The organism is Clavibacter quasicaliforniensis (assembly GCF_051201715.1).
In the GTDB taxonomy this organism is placed as follows: domain Bacteria; phylum Actinomycetota; class Actinomycetes; order Actinomycetales; family Microbacteriaceae; genus Clavibacter; species Clavibacter seminis.
The window spans coordinates 2,561,625-2,579,503 of the sequence record NZ_CP139624.1 but is presented as its reverse complement, the minus strand read 5'-3'; the positions used below and the strand labels follow the sequence as shown (position 1 = coordinate 2,579,503).

The 17,879-nt window shown below is 74.4% G+C and carries 20 protein-coding genes; 16 read left to right on the top strand and 4 right to left on the bottom strand.

The features are described from left to right. The first annotated feature begins 2 nt into the window (after positions 1 to 2). A complete protein-coding gene (locus NL142_RS12290; protein ID WP_435079878.1) occupies positions 3 to 890 on the top strand; it encodes a DMT family transporter in 888 nt (295 codons plus the stop codon). A gap of 49 nt (positions 891 to 939) precedes the next feature. Here NL142_RS12290 and NL142_RS12285 read toward each other — a convergent pair whose 3' ends face one another. After that, positions 940 to 1,443, bottom strand: coding sequence for a CGNR zinc finger domain-containing protein (locus NL142_RS12285; protein ID WP_435079876.1), 504 nt, complete (start codon positions 1,441 to 1,443; stop codon positions 940 to 942). Positions 1,444 to 1,530: 87 nt separating this feature from the next. Here NL142_RS12285 and NL142_RS12280 point away from each other — a divergent pair, with 87 nt between their 5' ends. Continuing rightward, positions 1,531 to 2,406 carry an alpha/beta fold hydrolase gene (locus NL142_RS12280; RefSeq protein ID WP_435079874.1) on the top strand — a complete coding sequence of 292 codons (876 nt, stop codon included), beginning with the start codon at positions 1,531 to 1,533 and terminating at the stop codon, positions 2,404 to 2,406. A 12-nt stretch (positions 2,407 to 2,418) separates the two neighbouring features. On the opposite strand, the gene NL142_RS12275 is transcribed toward NL142_RS12280, so the two are convergent. Continuing rightward, entirely contained in the window at positions 2,419 to 4,125 is a 1,707-nt protein-coding gene (locus tag NL142_RS12275; RefSeq protein WP_435079872.1) for a glycosyltransferase family 39 protein, read from the bottom strand. 136 nt (positions 4,126 to 4,261) lie between these two features. Between NL142_RS12275 and NL142_RS12270 the strand changes: the two genes are divergently transcribed. The 5 genes from NL142_RS12270 to NL142_RS12250 all read left to right on the top strand — a co-directional run bounded on the left by NL142_RS12270 (position 4,262) and on the right by NL142_RS12250 (position 9,417). After that, positions 4,262 to 5,311, top strand: coding sequence for a ThiF family adenylyltransferase (locus tag NL142_RS12270; RefSeq protein WP_435079870.1), 1,050 nt, complete (start codon positions 4,262 to 4,264; stop codon positions 5,309 to 5,311). Then, positions 5,308 to 6,120 carry a nucleotidyltransferase domain-containing protein gene (locus NL142_RS12265; protein ID WP_435079868.1) on the top strand — a complete coding sequence of 271 codons (813 nt, stop codon included), beginning with the start codon at positions 5,308 to 5,310 and terminating at the stop codon, positions 6,118 to 6,120. The genes NL142_RS12270 and NL142_RS12265 overlap by 4 nt, the downstream gene beginning before the upstream one ends. 99 nt (positions 6,121 to 6,219) lie before the next feature. Further along, complete coding sequence (locus NL142_RS12260; RefSeq protein ID WP_435079866.1) at positions 6,220 to 7,212, top strand: hypothetical protein; 993 nt, start codon at positions 6,220 to 6,222, stop codon at positions 7,210 to 7,212. Further along, on the top strand, positions 7,205 to 8,665 hold the full coding sequence (locus NL142_RS12255) for a hypothetical protein (protein WP_435079864.1): 1,461 nt from the start codon (positions 7,205 to 7,207) through the stop codon (positions 8,663 to 8,665). Before NL142_RS12260 ends, NL142_RS12255 begins: the two co-directional genes overlap by 8 nt. 140 nt (positions 8,666 to 8,805) lie before the next feature. Then, positions 8,806 to 9,417 (top strand): GNAT family N-acetyltransferase, encoded by a 612-nt coding sequence (locus tag NL142_RS12250; protein ID WP_435079862.1) that lies wholly within the window; start codon positions 8,806 to 8,808, stop codon positions 9,415 to 9,417. 52 nt (positions 9,418 to 9,469) lie between these two features. Here the strand turns inward: NL142_RS12250 and NL142_RS12245 are convergent, their stop codons facing one another. Beyond that, positions 9,470 to 9,967 carry a YflT domain-containing protein gene (locus NL142_RS12245; RefSeq protein ID WP_194684867.1) on the bottom strand — a complete coding sequence of 166 codons (498 nt, stop codon included), beginning with the start codon at positions 9,965 to 9,967 and terminating at the stop codon, positions 9,470 to 9,472. A gap of 108 nt (positions 9,968 to 10,075) precedes the next feature. Between NL142_RS12245 and NL142_RS12240 the strand changes: the two genes are divergently transcribed. The 9 genes from NL142_RS12240 to NL142_RS12200 all read left to right on the top strand — a co-directional run bounded on the left by NL142_RS12240 (position 10,076) and on the right by NL142_RS12200 (position 17,516). Beyond that, on the top strand, positions 10,076 to 10,552 hold the full coding sequence (locus tag NL142_RS12240; protein WP_435079860.1) for a MarR family winged helix-turn-helix transcriptional regulator: 477 nt from the start codon (positions 10,076 to 10,078) through the stop codon (positions 10,550 to 10,552). A 53-nt stretch (positions 10,553 to 10,605) separates the two neighbouring features. Continuing rightward, positions 10,606 to 11,085 (top strand): hypothetical protein, encoded by a 480-nt coding sequence (locus NL142_RS12235; protein WP_435079858.1) that lies wholly within the window; start codon positions 10,606 to 10,608, stop codon positions 11,083 to 11,085. Then, a complete protein-coding gene (locus NL142_RS12230) occupies positions 11,085 to 11,396 on the top strand; it encodes a transcriptional regulator (RefSeq protein ID WP_435079856.1) in 312 nt (103 codons plus the stop codon). Before NL142_RS12235 ends, NL142_RS12230 begins: the two co-directional genes overlap by 1 nt. Before the next feature lie 127 nt (positions 11,397 to 11,523). Continuing rightward, positions 11,524 to 13,542 (top strand): aldo/keto reductase, encoded by a 2,019-nt coding sequence (locus NL142_RS12225; RefSeq protein ID WP_435081599.1) that lies wholly within the window; start codon positions 11,524 to 11,526, stop codon positions 13,540 to 13,542. After that, complete coding sequence (locus tag NL142_RS12220; RefSeq protein ID WP_435079854.1) at positions 13,521 to 14,570, top strand: LacI family DNA-binding transcriptional regulator; 1,050 nt, start codon at positions 13,521 to 13,523, stop codon at positions 14,568 to 14,570. The genes NL142_RS12225 and NL142_RS12220 overlap by 22 nt, the downstream gene beginning before the upstream one ends. 46 nt (positions 14,571 to 14,616) lie before the next feature. Then, the gene (locus NL142_RS12215; protein WP_435079852.1) at positions 14,617 to 14,967 is read left to right on the top strand and encodes a GntR family transcriptional regulator; all 351 of its coding nucleotides are present in this window, start codon (positions 14,617 to 14,619) and stop codon (positions 14,965 to 14,967) included. Next, positions 14,964 to 15,929 (top strand): DUF1648 domain-containing protein, encoded by a 966-nt coding sequence (locus tag NL142_RS12210; RefSeq protein ID WP_435079850.1) that lies wholly within the window; start codon positions 14,964 to 14,966, stop codon positions 15,927 to 15,929. Before NL142_RS12215 ends, NL142_RS12210 begins: the two co-directional genes overlap by 4 nt. A gap of 109 nt (positions 15,930 to 16,038) precedes the next feature. Further along, positions 16,039 to 16,518 (top strand): VOC family protein, encoded by a 480-nt coding sequence (locus NL142_RS12205; RefSeq protein ID WP_160478655.1) that lies wholly within the window; start codon positions 16,039 to 16,041, stop codon positions 16,516 to 16,518. 101 nt (positions 16,519 to 16,619) lie between these two features. Continuing rightward, positions 16,620 to 17,516, top strand: coding sequence for a dihydrodipicolinate synthase family protein (locus NL142_RS12200; protein WP_435079848.1), 897 nt, complete (start codon positions 16,620 to 16,622; stop codon positions 17,514 to 17,516). A gap of 27 nt (positions 17,517 to 17,543) precedes the next feature. On the opposite strand, the gene NL142_RS12195 is transcribed toward NL142_RS12200, so the two are convergent. Further along, entirely contained in the window at positions 17,544 to 17,873 is a 330-nt protein-coding gene (locus tag NL142_RS12195; protein ID WP_435079846.1) for a hypothetical protein, read from the bottom strand. Positions 17,874 to 17,879: the final 6 nt, after the last annotated feature.

The window sequence follows — 17,879 nt, the reverse complement described above, 5'->3', positions numbered from 1 at the left end:
CCATGCGCACGATGCTGCCCCGCGCCGTCCGGCCGTCCCGCCCCGAGTGGGCGCTCATCGGCATCACGGCGATCTGGGGCGGCACGTTCCTCGCGGTGCATGTGGCGATGGAGCACAGCGGGCCGCTCTTCTTCGTCGGGCTCCGCTTCCTCGCGGCGGGGCTGATCAGCGTGGTCCTGTTCCGCCGGGCCCTCCGCGGGATGCGCCGGATCGACCTCGCGGCCGGGTCCGCGATCGGGGTCATGATCTTCCTCGGCTACGGCCTCCAGACGTACGGGCTGCAGACGATCCCGAGCAGCACGTCCGCCTTCATCACCGCGCTGTACGTGCCGCTGGTGCCGCTGCTGCAGTGGGCGGCGTTCCGGAAGCGGCCGAGCGCGCTGGCCCTCGTGGGCGTGGCGCTCGCGTTCGTCGGGCTGCTGCTCGTCGCCGGTCCGCAGGAGGGCGTGGCGCTGGGGGCGGGGGAGGTGGCGACGCTGGTCAGCACGCTCCCGATCGCCGCCGAGATCATCCTCATCGGGCTGTTCGCGGGTCGCGTGGACGTCGGCCGGGTGACCGTCGTGCAGCTCCTCGTCGCCGGCGCGCTCTCGCTCGCGTGCATGCCGCTGGCCGGGGAGGCGATCCCCGCGTTCTCGTGGGTGTGGCTCGTGTCGGCGGTGGCGCTCGGGGCGAGCAGTTGCCTCATCCAGCTCACGATGAACTGGGCGCAGCGCTCCGTCTCACCGACGCGCGCGACCATCATCTACGCGGGCGAGCCGGTGTGGGCGGGCGTCGTCGGACGCGTGGCGGGGGAGCGGCTGCCGGCGCTCGCGATCCTCGGCGCGGCGCTCATCGTCGCGGGCACGGTCGTGAGCGAGCTGCGGCCGCGGCCGGCGCGGGAGCCCGTCTAGCGCACGGCCCGGATGCGCGGAGATGGCGGATCAGGTCGTCCGGCCCGCATCAGTCCCGCACCCGCTGCGCGTGGGCGCGGGCCTTCATCCGGTTGCCGCACGTCGCCATGGAGCACCACTTCGCGGTGCCGGGGCGGCTGTGGTCGACGAGGAAGAGCTCGCACTCGGAGTTGGCGCACGGTCGGAGGCGGCCGGGGAGCCGCGCCGAGACGGTCGACCAGGCGAGCACGGCGTCCACCGGGAGGCGCTCGTCGCGGGGGGCGCGGAGCTCCCACGCGATGCCGTCTGCGGTGACGCGTGGTGTGCGGACGGCCCCGTCGACCACGGCCGCGAGCTCCTCGACGGCGGCGGGCGCTGCGGCATCGCCGCGGATCACGGCGTGCAGGGCGTCTCGGGTGCGCCGGAGACGCTCGAGCTCGGCCGCGGTGCCGGTGCCGCCCCAGGTGCGGGCGAGCTCGCGGCCGGATGCGCCGGCGAGCCGGTCGTCCCGGTGCCCGTCGACCACGGGCGCGCTGTTCAGCAGCGCCAGCAGCAGCTCCTCGTCCGGGTCCATGGGTCCTCGCCTCCTGCGCGCTCGGGTGGCGCGATGGATCCATGCTACCGTCCTGCTAACCACCAAAACAACTCAAAGGGGTTAGCCATGGTCACCGTCCACCACCGCACCGTCTCGGTCTCCGTCGACGGGCTCGACGGCCTCGACGTCTTCTGGCGCGAGGCCGGGCCCGCCGATGCACCCGTGCTCCTGCTCCTGCACGGTTACCCGTCGAGCTCGCACATGTTCCGGCACCTGATCCCGGCGCTCGCGGGCCGCTTCCGCGTCATCGCGCCGGACCTCGTCGGGTTCGGCCGCTCGTCCGCGCCGTCCGTCGACGAGTTCGACTACACGTTCGCCGCGCTCGCCGAGGTCACCGGCCGCTTCCTCGCCGAGATCGGCGTCGAGCGCTACGCGATCTACGTGCAGGACTACGGCGCACCCGTCGGCTGGCGCCTGGCGCTCGCCGACCCGTCCGCCGTCACGGGTGTCGTCACGCAGAACGGCAACGCCTACGAGGAGGGCTTCGTGCCGTCGTTCTGGGATCCGATCTGGGCCGACGCCGCCGAGCGCACCGACGCCACGCGCGATGCCCTCCGCCCGGCCCTCGGTCGCGAGGCCGTGGAGTGGCAGTACACGCACGGCGTGCCGGACCCGTCGGTCGTGGATCCCGACGCCTGGGAGCACGACCTCGCGCTCCTCGCCCGCCCGGGCCAGGACGACGTGCAGCTCGCGCTCTTCCGCGACTACGCCACCAACCGCGAGCTGTACCCGGCTGTGCACGCGTGGCTCCGGGAGTCTCGCGTGCCGCTGCTCGTGATCTGGGGACGGAACGACGAGATCTTCGCCGCGGCCGGTGCCGAGGCCTTCCGCCGTGACGCCCCGCACGCGCGGATCGAGCTCGTCGACGGCGGGCACTTCCTGCTCGAGTCGCACCTCGACCGCGCCGTCGCGGCGATCGGGGAGTGGAGCCCCGTGGCCTGAGCCGCCGCGGGATCAGCCCGCCGCGACCCGCTCGTACCGCTCGACGTTCGCGTTCATCACGTGCCAGTCGTCGGTCTTGGCGAATCCGCGCGGGGTGAGCGCCTCGGCCACGTCGTCGCGGATGTCCTGCTTGTCGCTCGTGACGAGCCACACGACGTCGGCGCCGTCGACCTCGTCGACCCGGTCGGCGAGCGGGTAGGTCTCCTCCCAGAGGCCGTCGGTGTCGCCCGGCGGGGTGCGCAGGAGGATGTCGTCCATGCCGTGGAACGCGTCCGGGTAGGAGTACGCGACGATGCGCGAGGTGGCCTTCGGGTGGCGGCGGACCGGGCCGAAGATCACGGCCTCGGTCGTGCCGGGCGCCTCCTGCGCGCGCTCCTCGGAGACGATCCGCGCGATGGCGGCCCAGTCGGAGTCGGCCTTCACGGTGGTGGTGCGGTCGTGCACCAGCTGCATCACCGACAGCGCGACGAGCACGGCCGTGACGGCGGCGACGAGCGGCTTCCACTTGAGCGCGAGGATCCCGACCGCCATGAGCATCGCGAACGCGGGCGCCGTGTACGCCATGTAGCGCGGCGAGTAGAGCGGCGACATGAGGGTGGACGCGCCGATGAGCAGCAGCGTCGGGACGACGAACCAGACCACCGCGAGCTGCAGGATCGTCGGCGACCACCCGGCGTGCAGGTACGCCGACTCGAACTCGGCGAGGGCGCCCTCCGGCTCGAGGCGCGATGCGCGGCGGGCGCGCACCAGGCGGATCCCGCGGCGCACCAGCAGCGCGAGGCCCACGAGCGCGAGCGCCCAGGCGAGGAAGCCGAAGACGTCGTTCTGGTAGAAGAGCTGGGTCGAGATCACCTGCGTGATCGTGTTCGGGCCGATGGGCTTGATCCACCCGACCTGGCCCGACTGCTCCGTCACCACGCGCACGAGCGGCAGCGACAGGAGCCCTGCCGTGATGGAGGCGAGGGCCCAGCCGAGCAGCGACACGACCATGGGCCGGCGGCTGCGGCGGCCGACGCGCGCGGAGGCGATGGCCCACAGGATCACGACGCCGTGCGCGCCCACGAGCAGCGCCAGGTACACGAAGGTGGATGCGCCGAGCCACGCGAGCAGCCCGTACAGCGCCCACCACCTGGCCTGCACCTGCCAGCGGGATCCGGCGCGGCGGGCCGCGAGCACGAACGCGACGGTGAGCGCGACCGCGATGAGGGTGCCGAGCGCGAACGAGCGCCCTTCCGTGCCCATCCACGCCGAGCGGGGGATCACGACGAACACGATGCCGGCGACGATGCCGGTGGCTCGCGTCGAGATCGTGCGGGTGAGCAGCACGACGCCCGCGGCGGCCAGGCCGATGAACACCGCGCTCGGGAAGCGCAGCGAGGTGGGCGAGTAGCCGACCAGCTCGAACCACACCTTCATGCCCGCGTAGTAGAGGCCGTGGACGGCGTCGACCGTGCTGAGCTCGCGGAGGAGGTCGTCCCAGCCGCGCGTGGCCGAGATGACGGTGGCGGCCTCGTCGTACCAGACCGAGGGGGCGCCCGCGAGGGGGAGCGCGAGCAGGAAGCCGAGGAGGCCGATGAGCCAGGCGTCGCCCCAGCGACGGTGGTGGAAGCGGCCGAGCGGGCCGGACGGGCGGCCGCCGCGGGGACCGTCGGCGGGCCGTCGTACGCTGGGTCCGGTCGACGCGGGTCCGCGTCCGCCGTCCGTACGGAGGTCTGTCATGGGGTCGTCTCTGCCGCTCGTCGATCTGGACGGCACGCACCCCGGGGGGCGGGGCCTCGGTGGTCATGGCTCCGGGCAGGATGCGCACGAACGGCGCGAACGCCACTCCCGGCACCTCGCCCTTCCCGGCATCGGGATGGGGGGTCAGTCCCGCATCGACCAGGCGCGCGTGCTCGTGATCGGCGCGGGCGGCCTCGGTTCCCCCGTGCTGCAGTACCTGGCCGCGGCGGGGATCGGGACCATCGGAATCGTAGACGACGATGCTGTGGACCTCTCCAACCTCCAGCGCCAGACCATCCACGGCACGCCCGACGTCGGCCGGCCGAAGACCACGTCAGCTGCGGATTCCGTGCACCGCACCGACCCCGGCATCGAGGTCGTGGAGCACGCCGAGCGGCTCACGAACGACAACGCCATCCGGATCCTCAGCGGATACGACGTGGTCGTCGACGCCACCGACAACTTCGCCACGCGTTACCTCATCAGCGACGCGGCGGCCCTGGTCGGCGTGCCGTGCGTGTGGGGATCCGTGTACCGGTGGGACGCGCAGGTCACCGTCTTCTGGGACGCGGCGCCCGACGGCCGCGGCATCGACTACCGCGACGTCTTCCCCGAGCCGCCGGCCGACGGCGCCGTGCTCTCCTGCGAGGAGGCGGGCGTGTTCGGCGCGGTGTGCGGCACGGTCGGTGCGCTCATGGCGACCGAGGTCATCAAGCTCGTCACGGGCGCGGGGACGCCGCTGATCGGCCGGGTCGTCGTGCTCGACGCGCTCGCCGGCACCAGCCGCACCATCGGCGTGAAGCGCGCGAAGGGCCGCCAGCGGGTCACGGCGCTCGCCGACTACGACCTGTTCTGCGGTGTCGGCGCGGCCACCGACGGCACCGAGCTCGACGCGGAGGAGGTGGAGCGGATCCTCGCCTCCGACGAGAAGGTGGTGCTCCTCGACGTTCGCGAGCCCGACGAGCGCCTGGCCGACTCCATCCCCGGCCACGTCGCGGTGCCCGTGCGCATCGTCACGGTGGATCCGGGCGCGGTGCCCGGCGCGATCACCGACCGCGTGATCGTCTACTGCGCCTCGGGCGTGCGCTCGCGGGCGGCCGCGGCGGCCCTGCGCGAGGCGGGCCGGGACGCGGTGAGCCTCCGCGGCGGGATCCAGTCGTGGCGGAGCGTGGCGGGGCGGGCGTGACGGGAAGCGCCGCCGACGCCGGTCCGGCCCTCGGCCTCGACCACGACTCGTTCCTCGAGCACGTCGCCGATGCGCTGGCGTCCGTGCCGGGCGTGCGGGGCGTCGCGCTCGGCGGATCCCGCGCCCAGGGCGTCGCCCGGCCCGACAGCGACTGGGACGTGGCCGTCTACTACCGAGGGTCCTTCGATCCCGACGACCTGCGCGCGCTCGGCTGGCCCGGCGTGCTCAGCCCGCGCGGCGGGTGGGGGCGGATCTTCGACGGCGGCGGCGCGCTCCACGTCGACGGCCGCACGGTCGACGTCCACTACCGCGACCTCGACGCGATCGAGGCCGTCCACGAGGAGGCGCTCGCCGGCCGCTTCACCCTCGAGACGCTGCTCTACCACCAGGCGGGCCTGCCGAGCACGATCCTGCTGGCCGAGGTGGGCGTGAACCGCGCCCTCCGCGGCGAGGTGCCGGAGTTCGCGTACCCGCCGGCGCTGCGCGCGTCCGCGCCCGGGATCTGGTGGCAGCGCGCCGAGCTCACGCTGCACTACGCCCGCGAGGGTCACGCCCGCCACGGTCGGGTCGCGCAGTGCGCGGGTCTCCTCTCCGAGGCGGCGTGCTCCGCGGCGCACGCGATCCTCGCCCACCGCGGTGAGTGGATCACGAACGAGAAGCAGCTCCTGACGCGCGCGGGGCTCCGCGGGGTCGATGCGGTCGTGGGACGCATGGGCACGGAGCCCGCGGAGATGGTGCGCGCGGTCGACGCGGTGGAGGTCCTTCTCGTCGAGGCGGTGCGGCGGGACGGGATCGCGGGCGGGGGCTGATCGGGGCGGTGCATCCGTCTCCCGCCTCCCGCGACGACGTCGCCGGTCGTCTATATCCTCCAGTGAGGAAACGACTTCGACGGGGATCGGTGGCGTGCGATGGACGAGCAGCGCGGGTTGGGCAAGGCCAGGGACGGCATCGCGAAGGTGATGGACGAGGCGGCCCGGAGGGCGCGCGCCGCGTCCACGCAGGTGGGCGAGCGGGTGGGGGATCTCCGGGACACGACGAAGGAGACCGTCGAGAAGCTCGCCGCCAGGAAGCCGGATCCCTACGAGGACGCCGTCGCCGCGTACAACATCGCGTACACGGCGATGAACGACGCGGGACTCGCGCTCCTGCGCCAGCGCGAGCGGTCGACCGACCTGATCGAGCACGTGGAGGCGCTGGTCAACAGCATCGCCAACACCCCGAAGTCCTTCGACGTGGCCATCGGCCGGATCGACGTCGACAAGGCGGAGTTCCTGGACGTCGAGGAGTTCGCCCGGCGGGACCTCGAGGCCGCCCGGCGGTCCGCGGCCGGAGGCGGTGCCGGGTTCGCCGCCGGGGCCGCGGTCGCGAGCGTGGCGCCGAGCGCGGCCATGTGGGTCGCGACCACCTTCGGCGCCGCGTCGACCGGCACCGCGATCTCCGCCCTGTCCGGCGCTGCGGCCACGAACGCGGCCCTCGCCTGGCTCGGCGGCGGCGCCCTGGCAGCCGGCGGCGGCGGGACGGCCATGGGCGGAGCGATCCTCGCGTTGTCCGGCCCGATCGGCTGGAGCGTCGCGGGAGCGGCGATCCTCACCTCGGTCGCCCTCTTCGCGTGGAAGAAGGGCGAGACCCGCGAGGAGAAGCAGGAGGCTCTCGGCGCGGTCACGCGCAACACCGCGCGCGTGGAGGAGCTGGCCGCCAGGGTCGACGCCCTCCTCCGACGCACCGACGAGCTCCGGTCGCTGCTGACCGCGAGCTACCGCGAGGCCATGCGCTCCTTCGGTGCCGACTTCTCGACTCTCCCGGCGAGCGACCGGTCCCGCCTGGCCGCCCTGGTCAACAGCACGCAGGCCTGCGCGGCCCTGCTGAGCGAGCGCGTCGAGGGGGACGCCGACCGTGGTTGACGTGCCGGACCTCGCCGAGCGCAACCAGGAGCAGGCGGTCGCGGCATGGGTGAACCACCTCAACCAGGTGCGCCTCGACGGGCTGCTCGCCGCCCTCCGGCGCCAGGACGGGAACCTCCGCGACGCATTGGCAAGGGTCGACGCGGCCATCCGCACCATCGACCTCGAGGTGGTCGGGCGCAACCGGGGTGGGACGAAGGGGATGCACGGCTTCATCGCCGAGGCGGCCGAGAGCGGGATCGGGGACGCCAGGAGCCAGATCCTGGGCGAGGGGCGGGTCTACGAGTGGGTGAACGACAACGGGCCGGTCGACCTGATGCGCGGCGGCGTCGAGATCCAGCAGAAGTTCGTCGCGGCGGGCGGTCGATTCGGGCTCGGCGCCATCGCCGAGCACCTCGAGAGGTACCCCGACTTCGTGAGCGGCGGCGGCAGGTACCAGATCCCGAGCGACCACTTCGAGGTGATCCAGGCGCTGCACGGCATGAGCCGGGAGGAGGCGGGCCGCCTGCTCACTCGCGGGGGCGATGGCCCGTCCTTCCGCGACTGGAAGGCCGTCCAGACCTTCTTCGCGACCCGCGACCTGGGGATCGAGTCGCTCGAGGCCTCGCACCTCCGCTACGACGAGGTGCAGCGCGGCGTGTACGACACGACGCTGGAGGGGGAGAAGGACTCGCTGCGCGCGACCGACCAGACCCGCCGGGACGACGCCCACCGTGCGAGCAGGCCGACAGTCCGTGAGGGTGCGAAGGCGACCCTCGTCGCCGCCGGGGTCGAGGGGGCGACGGCGTTCGTGCTCGCCGTGGTGCGGAAGCGCCGCGCCGGCACGAGGCTCCAGGACTTCACCGAGGAGGACTGGACCGAGATCGCGGGCGACTCCGGCCGTGGCTTCCTGACGGGCGGGATCCGCGGCCTCAGCATCTACGCGCTCACCAACTTCACCGCCACGTCCGCAGCCGTGGCCAGCGCCATGGTGACCGCTGCGTTCGGCGTCGCGGAGCAGGCGCACCGGCTCCGGACGGGCGAGATCGCCGAGGCGGAGTTCCTCGAGAACGCCGAGCTCGTGTGCCTGGAGGCGGCCGTCGGCGCGCTGTCCTCCTTCGTGGGCCAGGCGCTCATCCCGGTGCCGGTGCTGGGGGCGGTCATCGGGAACACGGTGGGCATGATCATGCACTCGGCCGTCTCGGACGCGCTCTCCCGGCGGGAGGCCGCCCTCGTCGAGGGCTACCTGCGCGACCAGCGCGAGCTCGACGAGCGCCTCGCCGCCGAGCACCAGGCGCTGATCGACGAGCTCGACGCGAGCATGGCCACCTGCCTCGAGGTGCTCGAGAGGGCCTTCTCGCCGGACGTCGAGGCGGCCCTGGTGGGGTCGGTCGACCTCGCGCGCTCGGTCGGGGTGGAGACGGAGCGGATCCTGGACTCCGACGAGAAAATCCGCGACTACTTCCTCGGCTGACGAGGACCGCGGGGCACCTCATCTCGTCGCTGCGCCACACCACCGCGAACAGCCGCAGCATCCCGTGGCCCTCCGTGCAGCGGTCGGCGGCGCGGGTCGGATGCCTGTCCTGGGCGCTCCCGCCATGCCAGGCTCGCAGGATGAGCGCCGACCCCGTCATCGCCCGATCCGACGACCCGCGGGTGGCGGAGCTGCTCGCCGCCGGCTGGATCGTGACCGCCCGGTCGTGGGGCGCGCAGCTCGACGCGGCGGACGCGGATCCCGCCCGGCTGCGCACGCTGGTCGACCGGGTCGCCGGGTCCGCGGTGCTCCGCGAGCTGGGCCCGGACGACGTCGGTGCCATCCTCGCGCTCGACGCCGCCACGCTCGACGACTACCCGGGCGGCCCCGCCACGCGGCACGCGGGTCTCACGCCGGACTCGGCCCGCGTCCCGGCATCCGGCCGCCGCGGCTACGGCGCCTTCGACGCGGCGGGTGCGCTCCTGGCGATGACGTTCGTCGACCTGGACCCCGCGGGCCGCGCCGCCGAGACCGACGTGACGGTCGTCGACGCCGCCCACCGCGGTCGCGGCCTCGGTACGGCCGTGAAGGCGGCGTCGGTGCTGGCGCTCCTCGAGGCGGGCGTGACGGCGTTCCGCACCGGAGGCTCGAGCGAGAACGCGGCGATCATCGCGGCCGGCGCGTCGCTCGGCTACCGCATCGACGAGGAGTGGCTCACGCTCGAGGCGCCCGAGGACGCACCCCGTACGTGACGACGCGGACGGGCGGCTGGGCCGTCCGTCCGCGTCGACATGATGCGGCGGGTCAGGCGCGCGGCGCGCCCGTCGTGTCGAACAGGATCCGCGACGCCTCGGCGGCCCGCGCGCTGTCGACCAGCACGTCGTAGCGGCCGGCGGTCAGCGTCTGGATCGAGGCGAAGTCGCGCTTGCCGCGCGTGGCGTAGTGGCCGACGAAGCCGAACAGCGCTCCCCAGAGCGCGCCGATGCCGACCGCGACGAGCAGCACGCCGAGCCAGGCGACGCCGGGGGTGAAGATCCCGAACAGGAGGCCCAGCATGAGGCCGAACCACGCGCCGCCCGCGGCTCCGCGCACGGCGGCGCTGCCGTTGGTGACCCGGCCCGTCACGGTCTCGACGGTGCGGACGTCGTGGCCCACGATCTGCGTCGAGGCGACCGGGAACTCCTTGTCGGACAGCGTGTCGACGGCGGCCTGCGCGTCGGCGTACTCGGTGTAGCTCGCGATCACCTCGCGGGGCGTGGCCGGGACGGCGTGCGCGCGGGGGTCGGTGCTCGGGGTGGACATGGGGTGCTTCCTCTCGGATCGTGCGGGGCGTGCGTTACGTCCGGGTTCGGACGATATGGTTTGAGGATACCAACGGTCGGCGAGCACGGAGGAGGCGGGGATCCAACAGTGAGCGAGCTCCCAGGCAAGGACGGCGCGGGCGTCGGGGCAGCGATGGAGCGCGCGGTCCTCGCGATCACCCGCTGGGCGTCCCGGCCCGACGTGCGCCGCCGGATGCTCGCCGACGAGGGCGGGGCGTTCTCGTCCACCGACACCTGGCTCCTCGCCCACCTCGCCGAGTGCGGCGCGACGCGGATGCGCGTGCTCGCCGACTGGCAGGGCGTCGACAAGTCGACGATGACCGCGCACGTGCGCCGCCTCGAGGAGCGGGGCCTCGTGATCCGCGAGCCCGACCCCGACGACCGTCGCGCCGTCCTCGTGCGCGCGACGCCCGACGCGGAGCGGGTGCTCGACCGCAACTCCGCGACCGCCCGCGCGCTCCTCGGCGAGCTCGTGGGGGAGTGGTCCGCGCGCGAGCGGATGGAGCTGACCCGGCTGCTCGGGCGGCTCGTCGCGGAGATCGAGGCGGAGGGCGCGGATCGGTGATCGCTTCGGCGCGCCCATTCCTTTCCAACTCGGAAACACTTAGTGTTGCCAACATGGAAACACACGCTCAAGACCCCTCGTCCGACCGCCCCGACGCCCCGTTCGACGCCGATGCCATGCGCGCCGCGGCCGACCGGCTCACCGGCCGCCTGCGCTCGCCGTGGTGGTTCCACGCGCTCCGCGGCCTCAGCGTCGGCGCCGTCGTCTTCGGCATCGTGCCGCGCGCCGACTGGGCCATCGCGGTCCTCGCCGTCGGCCTCGTCGGCCTCGTCCTGCTGCCCCGGCTCCGCATGTCCGCCGTCGGCTTCTCGAGCGCGCACCCCGACCGGTGGCGCTTCGTGCGGGACGGCGCCCCGTGGTCGGTCGTCTCCCTCGCGGCGTCCGCGGCCGGCATCGCCGTCGTGCTCTTCGCGCGCCAGCTCGGGATCCTCGAGGTCACCGGCATCGCGGTCGGGGTCGCCGTCGTCGTCGCCGTGCTCGGACCGCTGGCCGACCGCTCCGCGCGCCAGCGCCTCGCCCGCGGGCTCGCGTAGTGGCCGCGTCCGCGCCGGAGTTCGACGCGGTCATCCACGCACCCCAGCGGCTGCAGATCTGCGCGCTGCTCGCCCGGGCCGGGGAGATCGAGTTCGGCACCCTCCGCGACGCGCTCGCCGTGTCCGACGCCACCCTCAGCAAGCACCTCAAGACCCTGTCCGAGTCCGCGATCGTCGAGTCGCGGCGCGTGCAGCAGCCGCGCGGCCAGGCCCGCACCTGGGTCGCGCTCACGAAGGACGGGCGCCGGCGGCTGGCCGCGCACTTCGCCTTCCTGCAGGGGCTGGATCCGGGCGCTGCGGCGGAGGGATGAGTCGCGGATCGGGTGCGGGGCGTGAACGTTCACGCGCGGCATTCGCAGGAGCTCTTGACGACCCCGCGACCCGCCCCGTAGCGTCGACGTGAACGTTCACGCCGACGACGCCGCGAAGGGCTCCACCATGACCGACCCCACCCCGACCACCACGACCGCACCCGGCTGGGCGGTCCTCGGCCCGGGCAGCATCGCCCGCCGCTTCCTCTCCCAGCTCCCCGCGAGCGAGCGCGACGCGCGTCTCGTCGCCGCCGGCAGCTCGAGCGCCGAGCGCGCCGCGTCCTTCGCCGCCGAGGCCGCCGACCACGGCTTCGCCGACGTCACGGGCGCCGACTACGACGCCGTCCTCGCGGATCCCGCCGTCGACGCCGTCTACGTCTCCACCGTGCACACCGGCCACGCCGACCTCGTCATCCGCGCGCTCGAGGCCGGCAAGGCCGTCCTCTGCGAGAAGCCGCTCGCCGTCAACCACGGCACCGCCATGGCGCTCGTCGACGCGGCCCGCGAGGCCGGCCTCCCGCTCGTCGAGGCGTACATGTACCGCTTCCACCCGCAGACCGCAGCGCTCCTCGAGCTGCTGCGCGAGGGCGTGATCGGGGAGGTCGCCCACGTCGACGCGTCCTTCTCCTTCCGCACCGGATCCCGCACCGGCCGCCTCTACGACACCGCGACCGCGGGCGGCGGGATCCTCGACGTCGGCGGCTACACGGTCACCGCCGCGGCCGCCGTGGTGCAGGCGGCGACCGGTATCGCCGTCGCCGAGCCGCTCACCCTGGAGGTGGACGGCACGGTCGGCCCGACCGGCGTCGACGAGTGGTCCGTCGCGCGGGCGGCCTACCGCGGAGGGATCACCGCCACCCTCCGCACGGGCGTCGCGCTCGACGAGCCGCAGTCGCTCACGATCCTGGGCTCGCGGGGCCGCATCCACCTCAGCGACCCGTGGACCCTCGGCGACGCGCCCACCATCGAGGTCTCCGTCGTCGGCGAGGAGCCGCGCACGCTCACGTTCGCAGGCGCCAAGCCGTACGCGATCGAGGCCGACGCCACGACAGACGCCCTCGCGGCCGGCCTCGGCGAGGCCGCCCAGATGACGCTCGACGAGACGCTGGCCACCGCCCGCACCCTCGACCGCTGGCGCGCCGCGCTGGAGCTGCGCTACCCGTTCGAGGCGGAGGACGCCGACATCCCCACCGTCTCCGGCCGGCCCCTCGCGGTCCGCGACGACAGCCCCATGCTCTACGGCGAGATCCCCGGCGTCGGCAAGCGCATGTCGCGCCTCGTCATGGGCGTCGACAACCAGCCCGACCTCGCCCACGCGTCCGCGATCTTCGACCACTTCGTCGAGCAGGGCGGCAACGCCTTCGACACCGGCTACATCTACGGCGGCGGCGTGCTCGAGGGGCGCCTGGGGAAGTGGATCCGGAACCGCGGCATCCGCGAGGACGTCGTCGTGATCACCAAGGGCGCCCACACCCCGCACTGCGACCCCGAGTCGCTCACGAGCCAGCTGCTCGAGAGCCTCGATCGCCAGGGCACCGACTACGCCGACATCTACCTCATGCACCGCGACAACCTCGAGGTGCCGGTGGGGGAGTTCGTCGACGTGATGGACGAGCACCAGCGCGCCGGGCGGATCCGCTCCTACGGCGTCTCCAACTGGACGCCCGAGCGCTTCGACGAGGCGCAGGCGTACGCGAAGGCGAACGGCCGCGCCGGGTTCCAGGCGCTGAGCGACCACTTCGGCCTGGCCGAGGCGTACGACGTGCCGTGGGCGGGATGCGTGCACGTCACGGATCCCGCGTCCAAGGCGTGGCTCGAGGAGCGGCAGATCCCGCTGCTCCCGTGGTCGTCGCAGGCGCGCGGCTTCTTCACGGGCCGCGCCCGCCCCGACGACCTGAGCGACCCGGAGCTCGTGCGCTGCTACTACGGCGACGACAACTTCGAGCGCCTGCGTCGCGCCGAGCAGCTGGGCGCGGAGCACGGCGTGCAGGCCACGGCGATCGCGCTCGCCTACGTGCTCGCGCAGCCGTTCCCGACCTTCCCGCTCTTCGGCCCGCGCACCATCACGGAGGTCCGCTCCTCGATGCGCGGCCTGTCCGTCGAGCTCACCCCGGAGCAGGTGGCGTGGCTGGACCTGCGGGGCTGAGCGGGTCGGGCGCGGCCGGTCGGGAGACGGGCTCGGGCGATGGCCCGGCCGGCCGCGCCACGATCCACGACGTCGCGGCCGCCGCCGGGGTCTCCCGCCAGACCGTGACGCGCGCGATGAACGGCATGCCCGGCATCAGCGAGGAGACGAAGCGGCGCGTGCTCGACGCCGCGGATCAGCTCGCGTACCGCCCGTCGCGGTTCGGCCGGGGGCTCGTGACGGGTGGGGACCACCAGCTCGGCCTCGTCGTCGACGACCTGCGCAACCCATGGTCGCCCGAGCTCGCGGCCGCGGTCGTGCGGATCGCGGCGGCGCGCGGCTGGAACGTGTCGCTCGCCGACGTCGGCCTCGCCGCCGACTCCGACCGCATGGTCGAGGCGCTCGGCGCGCAGACCGACGCCGTCATCGGGACCCTCGGGTCGCGCGCCGCCGAGTGGATCGCACGGCTCGGCTCGGTGCCGGTCGTCGAGCTGGATCCGCGTGGTGACCCCCTGCGCGCCGCCGTGCAGCTGGATCCCTCGGAGGCGATCGACGCCCTCGCCGACCACCTCGACGCGGTCGGCGTGCGGCACCCGGTCGTGCTCGACGCCGCGGTCGCCGCGGGCTCCAGCCCGCGCGCCGCCCTGCTCGTGCGCGCGTTCGAGGCGCGGTCGATGGAGGTGTCCGTCGTCCGCGCGTCCGCGCCCACCGCGGAGGCGGCCGCCGTCGCGACCGAGCGCGTCGTCGCCCGCCCGCGCACGGCCGACGCGATCGTCGCCTTCAACGACGTGTGCGCGCTCGGCGTGCTCTCCGCCTGCCGCCGCGCGGGCGTCGACGTGCCGGGCGACGTGCGCGTGGTCGGCATCGACGGCCTCTCGCTCGGCCGACTCCTCGCGCCCACCCTCACGACGCTGGCGGTGGACCTGGACGAGCTCGCCCGCCACGCCCTCGACCTCGCCGTCGCGATGATCGCGGGCGACCTGCCGCGCTCCGGACCCGAGGTGATCCGCACGGTGCGGCACCAGCTGGTGGTGCGCGAGTCGGCATGACCCGCGCCCCTGGCTAACGGAGGCATTGTTCGCATAGAATGCGAACATGCTCATCACGGTGGATCCTGCGGCGAAGGCCTCGCTCGCCGAGCAGGTGGCCACGCAGATCCGCTGCGCGATAGCGCGCGGCGAGCTCGCGAGCGGGGAGCGGCTGCCGTCGGCGCGGGACCTCGCCGCCTCCATCGAGGTGAACATGCACACGGTGCTCCGCGCCTACGCGAGCCTCCAGTCGGACGGGCTGATCGAGCTGCGTCGAGGCCGCGGCGCGACGGTGATCCGCTCGGGCAACGCCTCCTTCGACCGCCTGCGGACGCTCGTCGAGGAGCTGCGCGACCAGGCGGAAACCCTCGAGGTGCCGCTCGACGACCTCCTCACCATGATCAAGGGAGCACGATGACCACCACAGCACCCCTGCCTCTGCCGACCGGCGCGCGCGTCGCGGTCGTCGCCCCCGCGGCGGTCATCGCCCTGTCGCTCGGCACCGCGGCCGTCCTGCTCGCGCCGGAGCTGCCTGGCCGCATCGCCGTCCACTTCGCCGCCGACGGGACGCCCGACGGATGGGGCTCGCCCTGGGTGATGCTCGCGGTCGCGCTGGGTCTCGCGGTCGTGGCCGTCGCGCTGGCCGTCGCCGCCCTGCGGTCGCGGGACCGGCGCACGGCGGCCACGGTGCTGCTCGTCGCGAACCTCGTGGCGGGCATGCTCGGCACGGGATGGATCGGGATCGCCGCGTCCGCCGCCGTCGGCGACGGCACCCTCCCCGTCGCGTGGAGCGTCGTGCTGCTCGGCGTGGGGGCGGTGGCCGCCGGGATCCCCGTGGCCGTCCTGGTCCGCGCCGCCGGGCCCCTGCCCGCGCACGACGTGGCGCCGCTCGAGATCCCCGCCACGGCGCGCGTCGCGTGGCGCGGTCGCACCGGGAGCGGGTGGTTCGCGGGGATCGGCGCGGTCGTCGTGGTGCTCGGGTTCGTCGCCGCGGCCAGCGCTCCGGCGAGGGACGTCGGCACCGCCGCGCTCACCGGCCTCCCGCTGGTCGTCGTCGGCCTCGCCATGCTCGCTCTCGCCCGCGTCGACGTCACGGTCGACCGGCGCGGGTTCCGCGTCGTGTCGGCGTGGACGCGGATCCCGATCATGCGCGTGCCCCTCGCGCGCATCGAGTCGGCCGGCTGGGAGGACGTCTCGCCGGGGCAGTGGGGCGGATGGGGCCTGCGCGTCTCGGGTCGCGGCGTCGCCTACGTGACGCGGTCCGGGTCCGGCCTCGTGGTGCGGCTCAGCGGCGGGCGAGCCCGGCTGGTCACCGTCGAGGACGCGGATCGCGGCGCTGCCGTCCTCGAGGCGCTCCTCGCGGGGCGCCGCACGTCCTGAGCCGCCCGCCGCATCCGCCGTCGGTCGGGCTCTGGTCCGCGGGCTCGCCGGTGGCTAGCGTGGCCCCGACGGCGCGCGACGACGCCGCCGTCGGACACGAGGAGCCGCCATGCCGCGCATCACCCCCACCCTCTGGTTCGGCGAGGAGATCGAGGAGGCGGCCCGGTTCTACGTCGACCTGTTCCCCGGATCGCGGATCCTCGACACCTCGCGCTACCCGGACGACTTCCCCGATCCGGCGCTGCGCGGCACCGCCCTCGTCGTCGACCTCGAGCTCGACGGCCAGGGGATCCGCCTGCTCAACGGCGGCCCCGGCATGCAGGCGACCGAGGCGGTCTCCCTGTCGATCTCCGCCGCGACCCAGGAGGAGGTCGACCGCTACTGGGACGCCTTCGCCGACGGCGGGACCGAGGGCCGGTGCGGCTGGGTGCGCGACCGCTGGGGCTTCTGGTGGCAGGTCGTCCCGGAGGCGATGGCGTCCACGATCGGCGGACCCGACCCCGCGGGCGCCGCGCGCGCCATGGCCGCGATGATGGGCATGGGCCGGCTCGTCGTGGCGGAGCTGCAGGCGGCGTACGACGGGCGGTGACGGACCGGCGCCCATCCTGACCCCCACGCCCGTCAGGATGGGGTGATCCCCGCACCCGCCCACTCGACGGGATCGGCCGCCCTCGACCGGATCGGATGCCCATGCTCACGGGTCTCAGCGCCTTCCCCCTCACCCCGCTCCGCGACGACGCGGTCGACGAGGCCGCGTACGCGGGCCTCGTCGGGCGGCTCGCCGTCGCCGGGGTGGACTCGATCACCGCCCTCGGGTCCACCGGCTCGTACGCGTACCTGGGCCGGGAGGAGCGCCGCCGGGTCGCGACCGCGACCGTGGACCACGCGGGTCCCGTGCCGGTGATCGTGGGGATCGGCGCCCTGGCCACGTCGCAGGTGCGTGCGCTCGCGGAGGACGCGCAGCGGGCCGGGGCGCGCGCGGTGCTCCTCGCGCCCATCACCTACCAGGCGCTCACGGACGACGAGGTGCACGGCCTCTTCGCCGACGTGACGGCCGAGCTGTCGGTGCCGCTCGTGGTCTACGACAACCCGGGCACCACGCACGTGACCTTCACGGACGACCTGTACGCGTCCATCGCGCGGCTGCCGCACGTCGCGTCGATCAAGATCCCGGGCGTGCCCGCGGATCCCGCCGCGGCCGCCGCGCGCGTGCAGGCGATCCGCGCCCGGATCCCCGCCGGCGTGACGATCGGCGTATCCGGCGACGGCTTCGGCGCGACCGGCCTCGTCGCGGGCTGCGACGCCTGGTACTCGGCGATCGCCGGCACGCTGCCGGAGCCCGCCCTGCGGATCACCCGCGCGGCTCAGGCCGGGGATCGCGAGGCCGCTGCCGCGGAGTCCGCCCGGCTGCGGCCGCTGTGGGACCTGTTCGCCGAGCACGGCGGCAGCTTCCGGGTGATCGCCGCGATCGCCGAGCACCTGGGCCTCGTCGCGCCTGGCTCGCTGCCGCGCCCGGTGCGGGGGCTGGATGCCTCTGCCCGTGCGCGCGTCGCCGCGGTCGTGGCCGAGCTGGACCTCCGCGCGTAGGGGACCGCGGGGTGCGGCGCCTCCCCGTCAGGTCCCCGCGCGCTCCGACAGCAGCAGGAGGAGCAGCGAACCGAGCGCGACGACGGCGATGAGGCCCATGAGCCAGGCGAACGCGAGGTTCCGGATGCGCGCCGTGCGCACGGTCGCGGCGACGACGAGCATCGCGAGGTAGAGGAGCGCCGTCGCGGCGATGCCAGCCAGCGGGATCGCCGTCTCCAGCCGGAGCGCCGCGACGAGCAGCCCGACGGTGACCCCCGCCATCAGCCCCGCGGGGACGAGCCACTGGCGCCGGCGCCCGGTGCGGATCGCGGGCTGGTCGCGGACGCGTGTGGGATCGGGTTCGGGTGCGGCGGGCATGCCCCA

Coding starts and splice junctions, on each gene's coding strand:
- NL142_RS12290 (WP_435079878.1), top strand. CDS start 3: ATGCGCACGATGCTGCCCCGCGCCGTCCGGCCGTCCCGCCCCGAGTGG.
- NL142_RS12285 (WP_435079876.1), bottom strand. CDS start 1,443: ATGGACCCGGACGAGGAGCTGCTGCTGGCGCTGCTGAACAGCGCGCCC.
- NL142_RS12280 (WP_435079874.1), top strand. CDS start 1,531: ATGGTCACCGTCCACCACCGCACCGTCTCGGTCTCCGTCGACGGGCTC.
- NL142_RS12275 (WP_435079872.1), bottom strand. CDS start 4,125: ATGACAGACCTCCGTACGGACGGCGGACGCGGACCCGCGTCGACCGGA.
- NL142_RS12270 (WP_435079870.1), top strand. CDS start 4,262: ATGGGGGGTCAGTCCCGCATCGACCAGGCGCGCGTGCTCGTGATCGGC.
- NL142_RS12260 (WP_435079866.1), top strand. CDS start 6,220: ATGGACGAGCAGCGCGGGTTGGGCAAGGCCAGGGACGGCATCGCGAAG.
- NL142_RS12250 (WP_435079862.1), top strand. CDS start 8,806: ATGAGCGCCGACCCCGTCATCGCCCGATCCGACGACCCGCGGGTGGCG.
- NL142_RS12245 (WP_194684867.1), bottom strand. CDS start 9,967: ATGTCCACCCCGAGCACCGACCCCCGCGCGCACGCCGTCCCGGCCACG.
- NL142_RS12235 (WP_435079858.1), top strand. CDS start 10,606: ATGGAAACACACGCTCAAGACCCCTCGTCCGACCGCCCCGACGCCCCG.
- NL142_RS12225 (WP_435081599.1), top strand. CDS start 11,524: ATGACCGACCCCACCCCGACCACCACGACCGCACCCGGCTGGGCGGTC.
- NL142_RS12215 (WP_435079852.1), top strand. CDS start 14,617: ATGCTCATCACGGTGGATCCTGCGGCGAAGGCCTCGCTCGCCGAGCAG.
- NL142_RS12210 (WP_435079850.1), top strand. CDS start 14,964: ATGACCACCACAGCACCCCTGCCTCTGCCGACCGGCGCGCGCGTCGCG.
- NL142_RS12205 (WP_160478655.1), top strand. CDS start 16,039: ATGCCGCGCATCACCCCCACCCTCTGGTTCGGCGAGGAGATCGAGGAG.
- NL142_RS12200 (WP_435079848.1), top strand. CDS start 16,620: ATGCTCACGGGTCTCAGCGCCTTCCCCCTCACCCCGCTCCGCGACGAC.
- NL142_RS12195 (WP_435079846.1), bottom strand. CDS start 17,873: ATGCCCGCCGCACCCGAACCCGATCCCACACGCGTCCGCGACCAGCCC.